Annotated in this window: 16 protein-coding genes; 4 read left to right on the top strand and 12 right to left on the bottom strand. The window is 69.4% G+C overall.

Annotation, left to right across the window (positions count from 1 at the left end; all coding sequences use genetic code 11):
- The first annotated feature begins 92 nt into the window (after positions 1-92).
- Complete coding sequence (locus tag ACFY3V_RS30420; protein WP_389778256.1) at positions 93-1,328, top strand: MFS transporter; 1,236 nt, start codon at positions 93-95, stop codon at positions 1,326-1,328.
- 124 nt (positions 1,329-1,452) lie between these two features.
- Positions 1,453-1,941, top strand: a complete 489-nt coding sequence (locus tag ACFY3V_RS30415; protein ID WP_362901012.1) for a GNAT family N-acetyltransferase — start codon at positions 1,453-1,455, stop codon at positions 1,939-1,941.
- Positions 1,942-2,067: 126 nt separating this feature from the next.
- Here the strand turns inward: ACFY3V_RS30415 and pcaG are convergent, their stop codons facing one another.
- The 7 genes from pcaG to ACFY3V_RS30380 form a co-directional block, all read right to left on the bottom strand.
- The gene (gene pcaG, locus ACFY3V_RS30410; RefSeq protein WP_362901014.1) at positions 2,068-2,592 is read right to left on the bottom strand and encodes a protocatechuate 3,4-dioxygenase subunit alpha; all 525 of its coding nucleotides are present in this window, start codon (positions 2,590-2,592) and stop codon (positions 2,068-2,070) included.
- Positions 2,593-2,641: 49 nt separating this feature from the next.
- Complete coding sequence (gene pcaH / locus ACFY3V_RS30405; RefSeq protein WP_362901016.1) at positions 2,642-3,403, bottom strand: protocatechuate 3,4-dioxygenase subunit beta; 762 nt, start codon at positions 3,401-3,403, stop codon at positions 2,642-2,644.
- 6 nt (positions 3,404-3,409) lie between these two features.
- Complete coding sequence (locus tag ACFY3V_RS30400) at positions 3,410-3,544, bottom strand: hypothetical protein (RefSeq protein ID WP_389778253.1); 135 nt, start codon at positions 3,542-3,544, stop codon at positions 3,410-3,412.
- Positions 3,541-4,170: a CoA transferase subunit B gene (locus ACFY3V_RS30395; protein ID WP_362901018.1), complete on the bottom strand. Its 630-nt coding sequence runs from the start codon at positions 4,168-4,170 to the stop codon at positions 3,541-3,543. Before ACFY3V_RS30395 ends, ACFY3V_RS30400 begins: the two co-directional genes overlap by 4 nt.
- On the bottom strand, positions 4,167-4,964 hold the full coding sequence (locus ACFY3V_RS30390; protein ID WP_362901020.1) for a CoA transferase subunit A: 798 nt from the start codon (positions 4,962-4,964) through the stop codon (positions 4,167-4,169). Before ACFY3V_RS30390 ends, ACFY3V_RS30395 begins: the two co-directional genes overlap by 4 nt.
- Positions 4,965-5,226: 262 nt before the next feature.
- Positions 5,227-6,129, bottom strand: a complete 903-nt coding sequence (locus ACFY3V_RS30385; RefSeq protein WP_350946198.1) for a serine hydrolase — start codon at positions 6,127-6,129, stop codon at positions 5,227-5,229.
- Positions 6,126-7,019: a LysR family transcriptional regulator gene (locus ACFY3V_RS30380; protein WP_362901022.1), complete on the bottom strand. Its 894-nt coding sequence runs from the start codon at positions 7,017-7,019 to the stop codon at positions 6,126-6,128. Before ACFY3V_RS30380 ends, ACFY3V_RS30385 begins: the two co-directional genes overlap by 4 nt.
- Before the next feature lie 218 nt (positions 7,020-7,237).
- Here ACFY3V_RS30380 and bla point away from each other — a divergent pair, with 218 nt between their 5' ends.
- Positions 7,238-8,062, top strand: coding sequence for a class A beta-lactamase (gene bla, locus ACFY3V_RS30375; RefSeq protein WP_362901024.1), 825 nt, complete (start codon positions 7,238-7,240; stop codon positions 8,060-8,062).
- 96 nt (positions 8,063-8,158) lie between these two features.
- Here bla and yjfF read toward each other — a convergent pair whose 3' ends face one another.
- The 5 genes from yjfF to ACFY3V_RS30350 all read right to left on the bottom strand — a co-directional run bounded on the left by yjfF (position 8,159) and on the right by ACFY3V_RS30350 (position 14,448).
- Positions 8,159-9,154, bottom strand: a complete 996-nt coding sequence (yjfF, locus tag ACFY3V_RS30370; protein WP_389778249.1) for a galactofuranose ABC transporter, permease protein YjfF — start codon at positions 9,152-9,154, stop codon at positions 8,159-8,161.
- Positions 9,151-10,305 carry an ABC transporter permease gene (locus tag ACFY3V_RS30365; protein WP_389778247.1) on the bottom strand — a complete coding sequence of 385 codons (1,155 nt, stop codon included), beginning with the start codon at positions 10,303-10,305 and terminating at the stop codon, positions 9,151-9,153. The genes yjfF and ACFY3V_RS30365 overlap by 4 nt, the downstream gene beginning before the upstream one ends.
- Positions 10,302-11,813: a sugar ABC transporter ATP-binding protein gene (locus tag ACFY3V_RS30360; protein ID WP_362901030.1), complete on the bottom strand. Its 1,512-nt coding sequence runs from the start codon at positions 11,811-11,813 to the stop codon at positions 10,302-10,304. The genes ACFY3V_RS30365 and ACFY3V_RS30360 overlap by 4 nt, the downstream gene beginning before the upstream one ends.
- A 33-nt stretch (positions 11,814-11,846) precedes the next feature.
- A complete protein-coding gene (locus ACFY3V_RS30355; RefSeq protein ID WP_362511165.1) occupies positions 11,847-12,845 on the bottom strand; it encodes an ABC transporter substrate-binding protein in 999 nt (332 codons plus the stop codon).
- A gap of 1,024 nt (positions 12,846-13,869) precedes the next feature.
- The gene (locus ACFY3V_RS30350; protein WP_350946205.1) at positions 13,870-14,448 is read right to left on the bottom strand and encodes an XRE family transcriptional regulator; all 579 of its coding nucleotides are present in this window, start codon (positions 14,446-14,448) and stop codon (positions 13,870-13,872) included.
- Between the two features lie 86 nt (positions 14,449-14,534).
- Here ACFY3V_RS30350 and ACFY3V_RS30345 point away from each other — a divergent pair, with 86 nt between their 5' ends.
- Positions 14,535-14,969 (top strand): DUF1801 domain-containing protein, encoded by a 435-nt coding sequence (locus ACFY3V_RS30345; protein ID WP_362901033.1) that lies wholly within the window; start codon positions 14,535-14,537, stop codon positions 14,967-14,969.
- Positions 14,970-15,056: the final 87 nt, after the last annotated feature.

Raw genomic sequence — 15,056 nt, 5'->3', positions numbered from 1 at the left:
ATATTGGATCTTATGCGGGGTCAATCGGCTCCCTAGGGTTGCCCCTGGGCCGGCGAGGAGCCATGTCGGCCACGTAGCGACCGAGGAGTCCCGTGTTCAGCCGGATCATGCCCCCTGCCGGGCCGCCCAGAGTCCTCGCCCTCGCGCAGCTCACCAATTCCATCGGGGACGGCGCGTACTACGTGTGCTCGGCGCTCTACTTCATCCGGATCGTGGGACTCTCGCCGACCCAGGTCGGCTTCGCGCTCACACTCGGCTGGGCCGTCGGCTTCGTGGCGGGGGTCCCGCTCGGCCACCTCGCCGACCGCCGTGGACCTCGCGGCACGGCGGTCCTGCTCGCCGTCGCCACCGCCGCCTCGGTGGGCTCGTTTCTGTTCGTCCGCTCCTTTCCCTGGTTCGTGCTGGTCGCCTGCCTGTACGCGACCTCGCAGTGCGGTCTCGCCGCGGCCAGGCAGGCGCTGCTCGCCGGGCTGGTGGACAGGGGCCGGCGCACCCGGATCCGGGCCCACCTGCAGGCGACGGCGAACGCCGGGCTGGCGGTCGGCGCCGCGCTCGGCGGGGTGGCACTGCACCTCGACACCCGGGCCGCCTACCTGACGGTCCTCGCGATGGACGCGCTGAGCTTCCTGCTCTCGGCCCTGATCCTGCTCCGTCTTCCCCCGGTGCCGCCCACCGCGGCCGCGCCGGCGGGCGAACCGGCACTGGCGGTGCTCAGGGACAGGCCGTACGCGCTCGTCTCCCTGCTCAACATGGTCACGCTGCTGAACATGCCGCTGCTCAGCCTGGTCATCCCCCTGTGGATCGTCCAGCGGACCGAGGCCCCGAGCTGGACGGTCTCGGCCCTGCTGGTCCTCAACACCCTGGGCGTCGTGCTGTTCCAGGTACGGGTGGCCCGGCGGGTCACGGATCTGGAGACCGCCTCCCGGTCCGTACGGCGGGCAGGTGCGGTGCTGTTCGCCGCGTGCGCGGTGTTCGCCCTGTCGTCGGCCTGGTCCTCGGCGTGGGCCGCCGCGTTCGTCCTGCTCCTCGCGGCCTGTCTGCAGGTGTTCGGCGAGATGGCGCACGCCTCCGGCGCCTGGGAGATCGGGTTCGATCTCGCCCCCGCCGACAGGCAGGGCCAGTACCAGGGTTTCTTCGGATCCGGTGCGGCGGTCGCCAGGATGCTCGGCCCCCTACTGCTCACGACGCTGATCCTCACCTGGGGAACTCCGGGTTGGCTGGTGCTCGGCGGCCTGTTCCTGCTGGCAGGCCTCGCCACGGGACCGGCCGTGCGCTGGGCCCTGCGGACCCGGCGCACGGAGCCGATCACGGCGACGGGTGGCCGGTGAGACGGACAGCCCATGCCGCGGTGGAAGCGGTGGCGCGCTGCCCGCGCCGGACCGCCCCCGCTTTCCCGCTTTCCCGCGAAAAACGGTTTGTGGCTCCACCACCTCGGACAGCATGCTGGACGTCGTGCCGATCAGAGATGCGACGCCCGGCGACTGGCCGGCGATCTGGCCCTTCCTCCACCGGATCGTGGCCGCCGGTGAGACCTACACCTGGGACCGCGACGTCAGCGAGGAGCGGGCCCGGGAGATGTGGTTTCCCGAGCCTCCGGGCCGCACGGTCGTCGCCGTCGACACCGACGGGACCGTCCTGGGCTCGGCCAAGATGAATCCCAACCACATGGGGCCCGCCTCGCACATCGCCAGCGCGAGCTTCATGGTCGACCCCGGCCACGCCGGGCGCGGCGTCGGGCGGGCCCTGGGCGAGCACGTCCTGGAGTGGGCGCGCGCCGAGGGCTACCGGGCGATGCAGTTCAACGCCGTCGTGGAGACCAACACCCGGGCGGTGGCACTGTGGCGCTCGCTGGGCTTCGAGGTGCTGGCGACCCTGCCGGAGGGCTTCGAGCATCCGGACAAGGGCTACGTCGGACTGCACATCATGTACAGGTCCCTCTGATCGCGCGGCGCCGGTGGGGTCGCGGGTGACCGCGACCTCCCGGCGCCGTGACCGTGGAGGTGCTTCTCGCGCCGGGTGTCACGCACCGCGGGGCGGACGGACTCGCTCGCGGTGGACGGCCGGTGTTCAGCCGAGGTCGAAGAAGATCGTCTCCTTCTCGCCCTGCAGATGGACGTCGAAGCGGTGGACGCCCTCTCGCTCCGGCGTGGCCAGCAGCGTGTGCGCGCGCTCGGACGGCATCGAGTCGAGGAAGGCGTCGTGGGCGAGGTAGATCCGGGTGTAGAGGTGGTGCAGCAGGCCGCGGGCGAACACGCACACGCTGATGTAGCCGTTGCCCGGCACGAGGGTGCGCAGCGTCCAGCGGCCGTCGGCGTCGGTGGGAACCCTGCCGAAGCCGGTGAAGTCGACACCGTTCCTGCCGAGGACCGCGCCGTTCACCGCGTCGCGGCGCAACGTGCCCGGCGCGCCGGTGAGGTCGCCGGACGGGGCGGCCTGCCAGAACTCCAGCAGCGCGTCCGGCACCGGGGCGCCGGCGCCGTCGTAGACGTGGCCGTGCACGATGATCCCGCCGGTCGCGATGTCGCCGCCGCCGGGGAACGGGAGCGCGTAGCCGTAGAAGGGGCCGACGGTCTGCGAGGGGGTGGGGGTCATCGAAACTCCTTGAGCGCGGAGACCCCGGGCTTCGGCCCTGGGGAGGACGTCAACGGCTCTCCTCCGTCCAGGTGGCGGCGGGGCCGTCCAGGACGATGTCCCACCGGTAGCCGAGGGACCACTCGGGGACGGACAGGTCGTGCTCGTAGGCGGCGACCAGGCGCTGCCTGGCCCGGTCGTCGGTCACGGAGTTGAGGATGGGGTCGTAGGGGAACAGCGGGTCGTTCGGGAAGTACATCTGGGTGACCAGGCGCTGGGCGAAGGCGGTGCCGAAGACGGAGAAGTGGATGTGCGCGGGACGCCAGGCGTTGACGTGGTTGCGCCACGGGTAGGCGCCGGGCTTGATCGTGGTGAAGGCGTAGCCGCCGTCGCCGTCGGTGAGGCAGCGGCCCACCCCGGTGAAGTTGGGATCGAGCGGGGCCGGGTGGTCGTCGCGCTGGTGCGGGTAGCGGCCGGAGGCGTTGGCCTGCCATATCTCCACGAGCTGGCCGCGCACCGGGCGCCCGTTCCTGTCCAGGACGCGGCCGTGCACGGTGATGCGCTCGCCCAGCGGCTCGCCGAGATGCTGCCTGGTCAGGTCGGCGTCGAGCGCGGTGACGTCGGTGACGCCGAAGACCGGCCCGGTGAGTTCGGCCGCGTCCGGGTCCTTGAGCGCGATCAGCGGTTGCCCTGGGTGACGGAGCGCGGTGCTGCGGTAGGGGGCGTAGTCGCGGGACGGGTGGTGCCTCTCCCCGCCGTCCCCGGCTACGCGGAGCTCGCGGAGCTCGGCGATCTCGCGGTCGATGTCGGCCTGCGTGGGCGGTGTTGACATGAACTCCTACCTTCCGGGAACGAGGGCCGGACTCCGGCCGGAGCCGGACGCGAGGGTCCTGGTGTCGTACGCGGCGGGATCGTCGGCGCCCTGACGGCCGGACGGTGCGCGTACGGCGTCCTCGGCGAAGACCGTCCTCACCCTCTCACCCGCGCGCCCGTACGATCGCGCAGTTGCGCCGGGCTCACCCCGGGCGCGGTCTCCACCAGCGCCAGTCCTTGCCCCGTGACGTCGAGGACTCCGAGGTCTGTGATGATCCGGTGCACGCACTCCTTGCCCGTGAGGGGCAGCGAGCACTCCTCGACGATCTTCGGCGAGCCGTCCTTCGCGGTGTGCTCCATGATCACGATGACCCTGCGGGCGCCGTGGACCAGGTCCATCGCGCCGCCCATGCCCTTCACGAGCCTGCCGGGGACCATCCAGTTGGCGAGGTCGCCGCGTGCCGAGACCTGCATCGCGCCCAGCACCGCCACGTCGATGTGCCCGCCGCGGATCATGCCGAACGACAGCGAGGAGTCGAAGAACGACGCGCCCGCGAGCACGGTCACGGTCTCCTTGCCGGCGTTGATCAGGTCGGGGTCGACGTCGCCGGGAGCGGGGTAGGGGCCGACACCCAGGATGCCGTTCTCCGAGTGCAGGATCACGTCCACCTCCGCCGGCAGGAAGGAGGGGATGCGGGTGGGCAGGCCGATGCCGAGGTTGACGTAGTCGCCGTCGCGCAGCTCGGCCGCCGCGCGTGCGACCATCTGGTCACGGCTCCAGCTCATGAGGCGTCCTCCCCCGGGGAGGCGGGAGCGGAGGTGGTGCGCCGTTCGACGGCCTTGTCGGCGGCCTGCTCCGGGGTGAGCCGCACGACGCGCTGGACGAACACGCCCGGCAGGTGGACCTCGTCGGGGTCGAGCTCGGCCAGCTCCTCGACCTCGGCGATCGTGATCCGTCCGGCCATCGCGGCCAGCGGGTTGAAGTTCGCGGCGGCCTTGTTGAACACGAGGTTGCCGTACCGGTCTCCCCTGGCCGCCCGCACCAGCGCGAAGTCGGTGGTGATGCCGTACTCCAGCACGTGGTCCCGTCCGCCGAACTCGCGCACCTCCTTGGGCGGCGAGGCGAGCGTCACCGAGCCGTCCGGGCCGTGCCGCAGCGGCAGCCCGCCCTCGGCGACCGGCGTGCCGACCCCGGCCGGGGTGTAGAAGGCGGGGATGCCGCAGCCTCCTGCGCGCAGCCGCTCGGCCAGGCTGCCCTGCGGGGTCAGCTCCACCTCCAGCTCCCCGCTCAGATACTGGCGGGCGAACTCCTTGTTGTCACCGATGTAGGAGGCCGTCACCCGGCCGATCCGCCCGGCCGCGAGCAGGACGCCCAGGCCGCCGCCGTCCACTCCGCAGTTGTTCGACACCACGCCGATGCCGCGTACGCCCGTGTCGTACAGGGCCTGGATCAGCACGTTCGGGATGCCGCTCAGGCCGAACCCGCCCACCGCGAACGACGCGCCGTCGCGCACGTCCGCCAGCGCCTCCGCGGCGTCGGCGACCACCTTGTCCCTGCGCACGACACTCCGTCCCGTCATGCGTTCGCTCTGCGAACTCTAGTTCACTATTCGCATCCGAGTATGTTTATCCCTGACTTTCCTGTCAAAGCACCTTCGCCGCCCGGAGGGGGAACCGGCGCCGGCGCCCGGTCCGTCGCAACGCGCCACGGCGGCCTTCTCGGTCATGGCGTATCGGGCGCGCAGATCCCCGCCCTCGCCCCACGTCACCACGCCCGATGCCCGCGGCCGGTCCGTCGACGCCCCGGCCCCCATCACCACACCGACGACCTCGCCGCGCCGCTCACAGGTGTCGTAGCCGATCGCGGAGTGTACGCGCGACCTGCGCCATGAGCGCCTCGGCCCCGGGCTGGTCGATGGCCGGCACACGAGACTCGGTGAGCACGACGACTCCGAAGACCTGGCCGTCGGCGTGCTCGACGACGCCGATCTCGTGGCGGAGGTTGAGAAGCGTTCCGGTCTTCGAGGACCACTTCGAGGCGTCGGAACTGAAATCGGGTGCCAGCCGATGCCGCAGCACGTTGTCGGCCATGAGGGTCCGTACGCGCTCGCTGACGCCGGCGTCGATCCGGGACGGCGTCCACAGTGCCTGCAGGAGTTCCATCAGCGCTCGCGCGGTTCCCGAGTTCGCGTGGGTCACGTCCAGGAGCGGGAGGCGATGTCCTCGCCCGGCCGTACCCGCTTCGATGGCGAGGAAATGGGCCAGATGGGCGTCTGTCGGGTCGAGGCGTGCCGTCGGGGTCTCGGAGAGTTCCCGCATGGTGTGACGCACCGCGATGCCCTGAAGCCCCAGTCCGTGCAGCAGCGCCGAGACCTCGGCGGGCGGGGTGAAGGTGAACAGCGCGTCCGCCGCGATGTTGTCGCTCACGGCGATGCTGAGGTAGAGCAGGTCGTCGATGGCGATCCGGGCCGGGTGCCGGAACCTGCTCAGCCCGGTCGGCCCCGAGGTGGTGATCCCGCCCGGTCGCACGATGACCTGGGTGGAACCGTCGAGTTCGCCCCTGCGGATGCGTTCGAGCGTCGCGACGGCGAGCGGGATCTTGACGACCGAGGCGATCGGGAACTCCAGATCCGGCTCGATACCGATCTCCTCGCCGGAACGCAGGTCCCGGACCAAGAACGATCCGTTCAGTCCGGCGTCGTCGAGCGTTCCTCGCAGTTCGCGGATCAGGGTCTCGACGTTCACGGCGTCCCTCCGTCCTGGTCGTGCGCGCCCAGGCAGCGGGCGATCGCGTGCCACAGCCGGGTACGGATGCGTTCCGCGTCGTCCCTGACGGCGGCGACGACATCGAATCCGCGGACGGGCTGGATCTCACCGATGGGGCGCCAGTGCAAACCCAGTTCCTCGGCCTGCTTGGACGAGCACAAAAGGAGATCCGTCGAGCCGAGGACCTCGGCGGTGGCGGCGGCGAGCGCGGTGGAGACGGTGACCTGCGTGGGCTGGAGACCGACGGCGTCCCGGATCCGGAACATCCGGTCGCGGATGTGGGGGACGTCGTCCTCGGGCTGGATCCAGACCCGGCTCCTGCGCGACGACCGCGCGGCTCGACCGGCCCGCAGGGTCTCGACGTAGACGGTGTCCGCGATCTGGTCCGTGGCACCGGCGAGTCCGAGCCTCACCGACCAGGTCGCGTCGCTCGGCGGTACCGCCGCGAGGGCGGCGCGGACCTCACGAGAGCGGACGAGTTCCGTCCGCCCGGCCGGGGCGGCGGCCTGAAGGTCGAGGTAGACGCCGTTGCGACGCGCCTCCGCGTCGAGCCGTGCCAGATCGCGCGTGGTGCAGACGTCGGGAACGACGAGGCGAAGGGGGTTGCGCCTGGCTCGTTTCGCCTCGTGCTCCATGTCGTCCACCAGGCGCACGAGACGCTTCGCCCACGGCAGCATGTCACGGCCGAACTGCGTGAGCCTCGCTCCGCGCGACGACCGATCGAACAGCCGCTCCCCGAGGTGAGTCTCCAGGGCGGCGATGCGGCGGCTCGCGACCGACTGCGGCACCCGGGTGGCCGCCGCGCCCTCCGTGAAGCTCCCCCGCTCGCTCACGTTGACGAACGCTCTGCACGCTCCGACGACGTCCACGCCGCAAGCGTATGCCATTTCAGCATGGAATCGGCCACTTCTGTCTTTGACGGCATCAAACGCCAGCGCGAGACTCTCAACGAATCCCATCGACCGCCGGAAGGCATCGCATGCTCACTCGTTCCGTTCGACGCGCCACCCTCTCGGCGCTGGCCTCACTCATGCTCATCCCTGTGGCAGGTGCCCCCTCGGCAGCCCACGCGACCTCCGCTCCGCCGGTGACGACACCGGCGGCTGCCGAGCGGGTCTTCAAGGAGTTGCGCGCGCTGGAGACGTCCTTCAAGGGCCGGATCGGCGCGTACGCCGTGGACACGGCCACCGGCAAGACGGTGACGTACCGGGCCGGTGAGCGTTTCCCGCTGCTGTCCACCTTCAAGGCGCCCCTCTGCGCGGGCGTGCTGCACAGGGCGCGCACCGTTGAGCCCGGCCTGATGAACAAGGTCGTCAAGTGGACGGCCGCCGACGTGAAGCCCGGCTCGCCGGTCACCGAGAAGCACACCGACGACGGGCTCACCGTCGCGCGGCTGTGCGAGGCGACCATCACCCGGAGCGACAACACCGCGGCCAACATGCTGCTGAGGCAGATCGGCGGTCCCGCCGGGTTGACCCGCTACTTCCGGACGCTGAAGGACCCGATCTCCCGGCTGGACCGGTGGGAGACCGAGCTCAACAACTGGAGTCCCAAGGAGAGGCGCGACACCACGACGCCCGCGTCCATGGGCCGTACCCTGCGCGCGGTCACGGCGGGGAACGCCCTCAACGCCAAGGACCGGGAACGGCTGAACACCTGGCTGGTCGCGAACACGACGGGAGACAGGCGCATCCGGGCGGGCCTGCCCAAGACCTGGAAGATCGGCGACAAGACCGGCACGAACTCCGACGGATTCGGCGGCGGGCACGATATCGCCGTCATCTGGCCCAAGAAGGGCGTCGCTCCCGTCATCATGGCGATCTACACCAACCGCACTCCGGGCCTCGCCACCGACGACAAGGCCATCGCGAAGACCGCCACCATTCTGGCCCGCGGGCTCGGCAAACTCTGAGGCCCCGCCCGGGCAACCTCCGAGCTTGAAGATCCCGACCTCATCCAGGCTCTCAGCCGCGTCGTCCGGGGCGGCTGAGAGCCGGTCGTCGCCTCCTCAGGTCCGCCGGACGCCGATGAGCCGCTGCAGCAGGATGAAGGCGAACAGCAACAGGCCGATGAAGATCTTGGTCCACCAGGAGCTGAGGGTACCCTCGAAGCTGATGATCGTCTGGGTCAGACCGAGGACGAGGATGCCCAGAACGGTGCCGAAGAGATACCCGGAGCCGCCGGTGAGCAGCGTGCCGCCGATGACCACGGCCGCGATGGCGTCCAGTTCCATGCCGACGGCGTGCAGGCCGTACCCGGACAGCATGTAGAAGGACAGCAGGATCCCGCCGAGCGCGGAGCACAGCCCGCTGATCGTGTAGACGGCGATCTTCGTTCGTCCCACGGGGAGACCCATGAGCAGCGCGGACTGCTCGCTGCCGCCGACGGCGTAGACCGTGCGGCCCAGACGCGTGTAGTGCAGCACGTACGCGGCGATCAGCACCACCACCGTGGCGATCACCACGCTGGGCGAGATCCACATCTCTCCGACCAGGTCGATCCTGGTCTGCGCGAAGGCGGTGAAGAGACCGTCGGTGATCGGGATCGAGTCGGTGCCGATCGTGTAGCACAGCCCGCGCGCCAGGAACATCCCGGCGAGGGTCGCGATGAACGGCTGGACCTGGAAGTAATGGATGATCGCCCCCATCCCTGCTCCCAGCGCCGCGCCGACGGCCAGCACCAGCACGATCACCACCGGCGCCGGCCAGCCCTGGTTCGTGACGAGGCTGGCCGTGATCATCGTGGACAGCGCCACCACCGCGCCCACCGACAGGTCGATGCCGCCGGCGAGGATCACGAACGTCATGCCGACGCCGACGACGAGCAGGAAAGCGTTGTCGACGAAGACGTTGAGTATCACCTGGCCGCTGGCGAACCCCTCGTACCGGATGCCGCCGGCCGTGAACATCGCGATGAGCAGGCCCGCGGTCACCGCGACCGGAACGTACCTGCGGGGGATCGCGAACCGCCCGGCGGGACCGGCCGTGATGGTGTCCGTCGTCATCTGTTCCTCACCGTCTCTTCCCGTGCCTGCCCGCCCTCTTCCCGCGCCTGCTCGGCGACGGCGCCCGGACCTGCGGAGGGGCGGCCGTGCTCCTCCTTGGGAACCGGAGGCGGTGGGGCAGGACGTCTGTTCCCCCCGAACACCTTCTGCCGGAAGGCGGGCGACTGCAGCAGGCACACGATGGTCACCACGAGGGCCTTGAACAGCAGCGTCGTCTCGGGCGGCACACCGATCGAGTAGATCGTGGTGGTCAGGGTCTGGATGATCAGGGCCCCCAGCACGGTGCCGCTGAGCGAGAACCGGCCGCCCGCCAGCGAGGTGCCGCCGATGACGACGGCCAGGATGGCGTCCAGCTCGATCCACAGGCCGGCGTTGTTGCCGTCCGCACTGGACACGTTGGAACTGATCATCAGACCCGCGATGCCCGCGCACAGCCCGCAGAAGGTGTACGCCACGATCAGCACGCCCCGGGAGCGGATCCCCGACAGCCTGCTGGCCTCGGCGTTGCCGCCGACCGCCTCGATGAACATGCCCAGTGCGAGCCGCCGGGTGAGAAAGGCGGTCAGCGCGATCAGCGCGATCACGATGAGGATGCCGAACGGCAGCGTGAGCCAGTAGCCACCGCCGATCAGCTTGTACGGGCTGCTGTTGATCGTGATGATCTGCCCGTCGGTGATCAGCTGGGCCAGGCCCCGTCCCGCGACCATGAGGATCAGTGTCGCGATGATCGGCTGGATGCCGATGGCGGCCACCAGGAACCCGTTCCAGGCCCCGAGCACGAGTATCACCAACAGCGTGAGGCCGATCGCCGACAGCACGCCGCCGACGGCGTTCTGGTCGGTCAGGTCGCTGATCTGCATGCAGGCCAGCGCCCCGCTGATCGCCACCACCGATCCGACCGACAGGTCGATGCCGCCGGTGGCGATGACGAGCGTCATGCCCAGCGAGACCAGGATCAGCGGCGCCCCGAAGCGGAGGATGTCGATGAGGCTGCCGTAGAGGTGGCCGTCCCTCATCTGCACGTTCAGGAAGTTGTCGGTGAACACCACGTTGAGCGCGAGCAGCGCGCCCAGGATCACGGCGGGCCAGAACAGCCGGTGCCGCGTCAGCGCGCCGAGGGCACCGGAGGTGCCGTTTCCCACAGTGCTCATACCGGTGCTCCACTCGCGATTTTCTGCATCAGGACATCGGTGGTGAGCGCGTCGTCGTTGTCGAGCTGGGCGATCAGCGTACGGTCGCGCAGCACCCCGACCCGGTGACTGAGCCGCAGGACCTCCTCCAGCTCCGCGGAGATGAACAGCACGGCCATGCCACCGTCGGACAACTCGACGACCAGCCGCTGGATCTCCGCCTTCGCGCCGACGTCGATCCCCCGGGTGGGCTCGTCGAGGATGAGCAGCCGGGGTTCCATGATCAACCAGCGGGCCAGCAGCACCTTCTGCTGGTTGCCGCCGCTGAGGGTGCGGACCGGCTGCTCGGGATCACCGGGCCGGATGTTCAGCGCGGTGATGTACTTGGCGACCAGCTCGTCCTGCTTGCGCCGGGACAGCGGCCTGCTCCAGCCGCGATCGGCCTGCAGCGCGAGGACGATGTTCTCCCGCACCGTGAGCTCGTCGACGAGTCCCTCCGCCCGGCGGTTCTCCGAGCAGAAGGCGATCTTCTGGTTCATCGCCGCCCTCGGTGTGCGCAGCGCGACCCGCTTGCCCTCGACCCGCAGCGAGCCGCTGTCGGCGTGGTCGGCGCCGAACAGCAGGCGCGCCAGCTCGGTACGGCCGGAGCCGAGCAGCCCGGCCAGCCCGATCACCTCACCCTGCCTGATGGTGAGCGTGAAGGGGCTGACACCGCCCGCCCGCCCGAGGTCGCTCGCCTCCACCAGCGGCTCCGCGACCCGAGCGGGCGGCTTTCCTTCGAGTTTCTCCAGATCGGCCAGCTCCCGCCCGATCATCTTGGCGACCAGATCGACCTGGGAGAGCTCGCGGGTGAGGTACTCCCCCACGAGCTTCCCGTTGCGCAGGATCGTCATGCGATCCGATATCTCGTAGATCTGGTCGAGGAAGTGCGAGACGAACAGGATGGCGATGCCCTTGTCCTTCAGCCGGCGCATCACCCGGAACAGCTGGGCCACCTCGCCGGCGTCCAGGCTGGAGGTCGGCTCGTCGAGGATCAGCACCTTGGCCTCGATGTCGACCGCCCTGGCGATCGCCACCATCTGCTGAACGGCCAGCGAGCACGACGCCAGCGGCGCCGACACGTCGATGCGCAGATCCAGGTCGCCCATCAGTTCATCGGCCCGGCGGCGCATCTCCCGCCACCGGATGCGGCCGAAGCGGCGGGGTTCGCGGCCCACGAAGATGTTCTCCGCCACCGAGAGGTTCCCGCACAGGTTGACCTCCTGGTAGACCGTGCTGATACCGCCCTGCTGGGCGGCGGACGGACTGGAGAAGGCGACAGGCTTCCCGGCCAGCTCGATCTCGCCCTCGTCGACGCCGTACACGCCGGTCAGGACTTTGATCAGTGTCGACTTCCCCGCGCCGTTCTCTCCCATCAGCGCGTGCACTTCGCCCGGCAGCAAACGGAAGCCGACATCGTCCAGGGCCTTGACGCCGGGGAATCGTTTGCCGATTCCGCTCATCCGTACGATCGGTGCCGGTTGGTCCATGCCGCGCTCTCCTCTCTTTCCCAGGTGGGCGGCTCAGTACTGGCGGTTGGGGAGGGCTTCCTTCGCCTGCTCCTGGGTGAAGGTGGTCTCCTCGGTCACCACGCGCTCGGGGACCTGCTCACCGGCGACGACCTTCTTGGCCAGGTCCATCAGCTGGGGGCCGAGCAGCGGGCTGCACTCGACGATGTAGCTGATCTTCCCGTCGGCCAGGGCCTGCATCCCGTCCTTCACGGCGTCAATGGTGATGATCTTGATGTCCTTGCCCGGCACCTTGCCCGCGCCCTCGATCGCCTCGATGGCGCCCAGCCCCATGTCGTCGTTGTGCGCGAACAGCACGTCGATGTCCGGAGTGGACTTCAGGAACGCCTCCATGACCTCCTTGCCCTTGGCCCGGGTGAAGTCACCGGTCTGCGAGGCGGCGATCTTGAACTTCGAGTCGGCCGCGATCACCTCACCGAAGCCCTCCTTGCGGTCGTTGGCCGGGGCCGAACCGGTGGTGCCCTGGAGTTCGACGATGTTCACCGGGTCGGTGGAGTCCTTGTACTCCTCCACCAGCCACTGGCCGGCCTTCCTGCCCTCCTCCACGAAGTCGGAGCCGAGGAAGGTCTTGTACAGGGTCTTGTCCGCGGAGTCCACCGCCCGGTCGGTCAGGATCACCGGGATCTTGGCGTTCTGCGCCTCCTTCAGCACGGTGTCCCAGCCGGACTCCACCACCGGCGAGAACGCGATGACGTCGACCTTCTGCTGGACGAAGGACCGGATCGCCTTGATCTGGTTCTCCTGCTTCTGCTGGGCGTCGGAGAACTTCAGCTCGATGCCGGCGCTCTTCGCCGACTCCTGCACCGACTTGGTGTTGGCGGTGCGCCACCCGCTTTCGGCACCCACCTGGGAGAAGCCCATCACGATCGTGTCGTTGGCACCGGCTCCGGCGCCGCCGGCGTCGGCGGTGTCCGGTCCTTCCGTACTGCTGCAACCCGTCATCGCCGCGGCCATGACGCCCGCCAGGACGAGCGCTGAGATCTTTCGGAACATGGGGGGATGTCCTTCTATGTGAGCGTTAACATTTGAACGGAGGACCATGATTGGCGCCGGTCGTCCGGGTTGACGGCCGCGTCGACGAAGCGCCGCTCACCCGCAAGGCGATCGAGGGCACGCGATGGATGTCCGCGCACCACGCCCGACGCCTGGACCTGCTATGACGGCACGTCGATACCGCGCCACTTCACAGTTCCGCAGTCTCCGGTCGCGTGTTTTCTCCCACGCGCCCGAAGGTCCGTTGTGTAGCCGGGCGACCGTCTGGCGCGACATGCTCGCCTCGGCCGTCACCGGCGGTTGGAGCTCCACACCTGTCTGCACGGCCGCTCCTCATCTTGCGTTGGACAAGACTGTGAACGCTAACAACCGTGCCGTCAAGCGGTCGCCTTATTACGGTCTAATCACACCGGAAACCTGGGCTCTGCTAGACCTCGACCATCCACTGCCACGGGCAAGGACATTACTCACCATGACTCCCGGCTCCGGGAGAGCCCACCTGGACACGGAGCCGGACCGGGATACCCGCTCACCGGAAACGCCGGAAAACGCGCGGAGGGCGGCGGCACGGGACGGCGATCCGCGGCTCTCCCCCGACCACCACGGGCATGCGCTCCGCACCCCCACCCCGATACCGGTTCGGTGCCACCGCGAGCCCGGAGAGCGGAAAAAGGGTATTGACAGCGGTTACGTTAACGACAAAACTCGTGTTTGAAACATATCGGTAACCAGGCCGCCTCTCGCATCGCGATTGCCGCACCGCCACCCGGCGGCGCGCATCCTTCCTTCGCGAGACGTTCTCCCAAGAGCACAATTTTCCAAGAAGGCGGCGTGAAAACCGACGTGAGATGTTAACGCTAACAAAAAGTCTCACCCGGAGCGGCGCGACGGGAGCCCGACCGTGCGCCCCAGGACGTCCGGGCCCGCCGGGAAGCCCCGACGGCACCGACCGCGACGATTCACTCACTTCTCGTCGGCACCCGCCCTCCGCGACACCGGCCCCGGGAAACCCTCCCCCGCGGCACTACTCTTTGGCCCTGGGCTGGGCGCGGACGTGCATGCGCTCCCCCTGGGGACCGAAGAGGCTGAGGATCTCCACCGCCCCCGCCCCCGCGCTGCCGAACCAGTGCGGGAGCCGGGTGTCGAACTCGGCGACCTGACCCGCGACCAGCACGAGGTCGTGGTCGGCCAGCACGAGCCTCAACCGGCCGGAGAGCACATAAAGCCACTCATAGCCCTCGTGAACCCTGGGATCGGGCTCGGTCTGGTCCGCGGGGACGATGATCTTCCAGGCGGCGATGCCCCCCGGCTGACGGGTGAGCGGGACCACGGTCCGGCCGTGCGCGCGGCGAGGCGTGAGCCGGACCCTGGGATCGCCCACCTCGGGCGTGCCGACCAACTCGTCCAGCGGCACCTGGTGGGCCAGGGCGATGGGAAACAACAACTCCAGGCTCGGCTTGCGCTGCCCGGACTCCAGGCGAGACAGCGTGCTCTTCGAGATCCCGGTCGCCTCGGACAGCGCGGCGAGGGTGATCTCGCGCTGGATCCTGAGCCGCTTGAGGCGAGGCCCGACCTCGGACAGAGCTTGAGCGATCTTGTCCATGCCACCAATTGTCACAGGGAACCGCCCCCGCGGCGGGCCCGGTCCCTCACGAGGTTTTTGTCGTACCGGCGTGGCAGCATGCCTCCATGGCGACATCGAAACAGCCGGTGACGGTTCCGACCGGCGTGAGCGCCGACGACTTTATGGCCACGGTCCCCGACCCACGCCGGCGAGCCGACGCGGAGCGCCTGCGCGCGATCCTGTGCGAGGTGACCGGTGAGCCCGCAGTGATGTGGGGTCCGAGCATCGTCGGTTTCGGCAGTTACCGTCGCACCTACGAGAGCGGGAGGACGGACGAGTGGCCCCTGGTGGGCTTCTCGCCGCGAAAGCAGCATCTCGTCGTCTACCTGGTGGGCGGGTTCGAGGAGCGCTACGCATCGGTGCTCACCCGGCTGGGTCCGCACAAAGCCGGAAAAGGCTGTCTCTACCTGAAAAGGCTCGACGACGTCGACGAGAGCGCACTGCGTGAGCTCGTCGACCGCGCGGCTCGGGTGCACAGGGGCGTCGACCGGGCCGGGTGAGCGCCGACGATCACCGTTGCCCATCCCGCGAGGGCGGCTCCGCGGCACGACACGCCTGCCGACGACCCCGCGCGACCCGGCGGCGCC

This window comes from Streptosporangium sp. NPDC000095, assembly GCF_042899335.1.
Taxonomy (GTDB): Bacteria; Actinomycetota; Actinomycetes; order Streptosporangiales; family Streptosporangiaceae; genus Streptosporangium.
Note: the sequence above shows the minus strand (reverse complement) of the source record. Positions and strands in the feature narration are given on the sequence as shown.

Excerpts from the sequence above, each read along its gene's own strand:
- pcaG (WP_362901014.1), bottom strand. The coding sequence starts at position 2,592 with ATGACCCCCACCCCCTCGCAGACCGTCGGCCCCTTCTACGGCTACGCG.
- ACFY3V_RS30360 (WP_362901030.1), bottom strand. The coding sequence starts at position 11,813 with ATGGACCAACCGGCACCGATCGTACGGATGAGCGGAATCGGCAAACGA.
- ACFY3V_RS30345 (WP_362901033.1), top strand. The coding sequence starts at position 14,535 with ATGGCGACATCGAAACAGCCGGTGACGGTTCCGACCGGCGTGAGCGCC.
- ACFY3V_RS30350 (WP_350946205.1), bottom strand. The coding sequence starts at position 14,448 with ATGGACAAGATCGCTCAAGCTCTGTCCGAGGTCGGGCCTCGCCTCAAG.
- pcaH (WP_362901016.1), bottom strand. The coding sequence starts at position 3,403 with ATGTCAACACCGCCCACGCAGGCCGACATCGACCGCGAGATCGCCGAG.
- ACFY3V_RS30390 (WP_362901020.1), bottom strand. The coding sequence starts at position 4,964 with ATGACGGGACGGAGTGTCGTGCGCAGGGACAAGGTGGTCGCCGACGCC.
- yjfF (WP_389778249.1), bottom strand. The coding sequence starts at position 9,154 with ATGACGACGGACACCATCACGGCCGGTCCCGCCGGGCGGTTCGCGATC.
- ACFY3V_RS30355 (WP_362511165.1), bottom strand. The coding sequence starts at position 12,845 with ATGTTCCGAAAGATCTCAGCGCTCGTCCTGGCGGGCGTCATGGCCGCG.
- ACFY3V_RS30365 (WP_389778247.1), bottom strand. The coding sequence starts at position 10,305 with ATGAGCACTGTGGGAAACGGCACCTCCGGTGCCCTCGGCGCGCTGACG.
- ACFY3V_RS30395 (WP_362901018.1), bottom strand. The coding sequence starts at position 4,170 with ATGAGCTGGAGCCGTGACCAGATGGTCGCACGCGCGGCGGCCGAGCTG.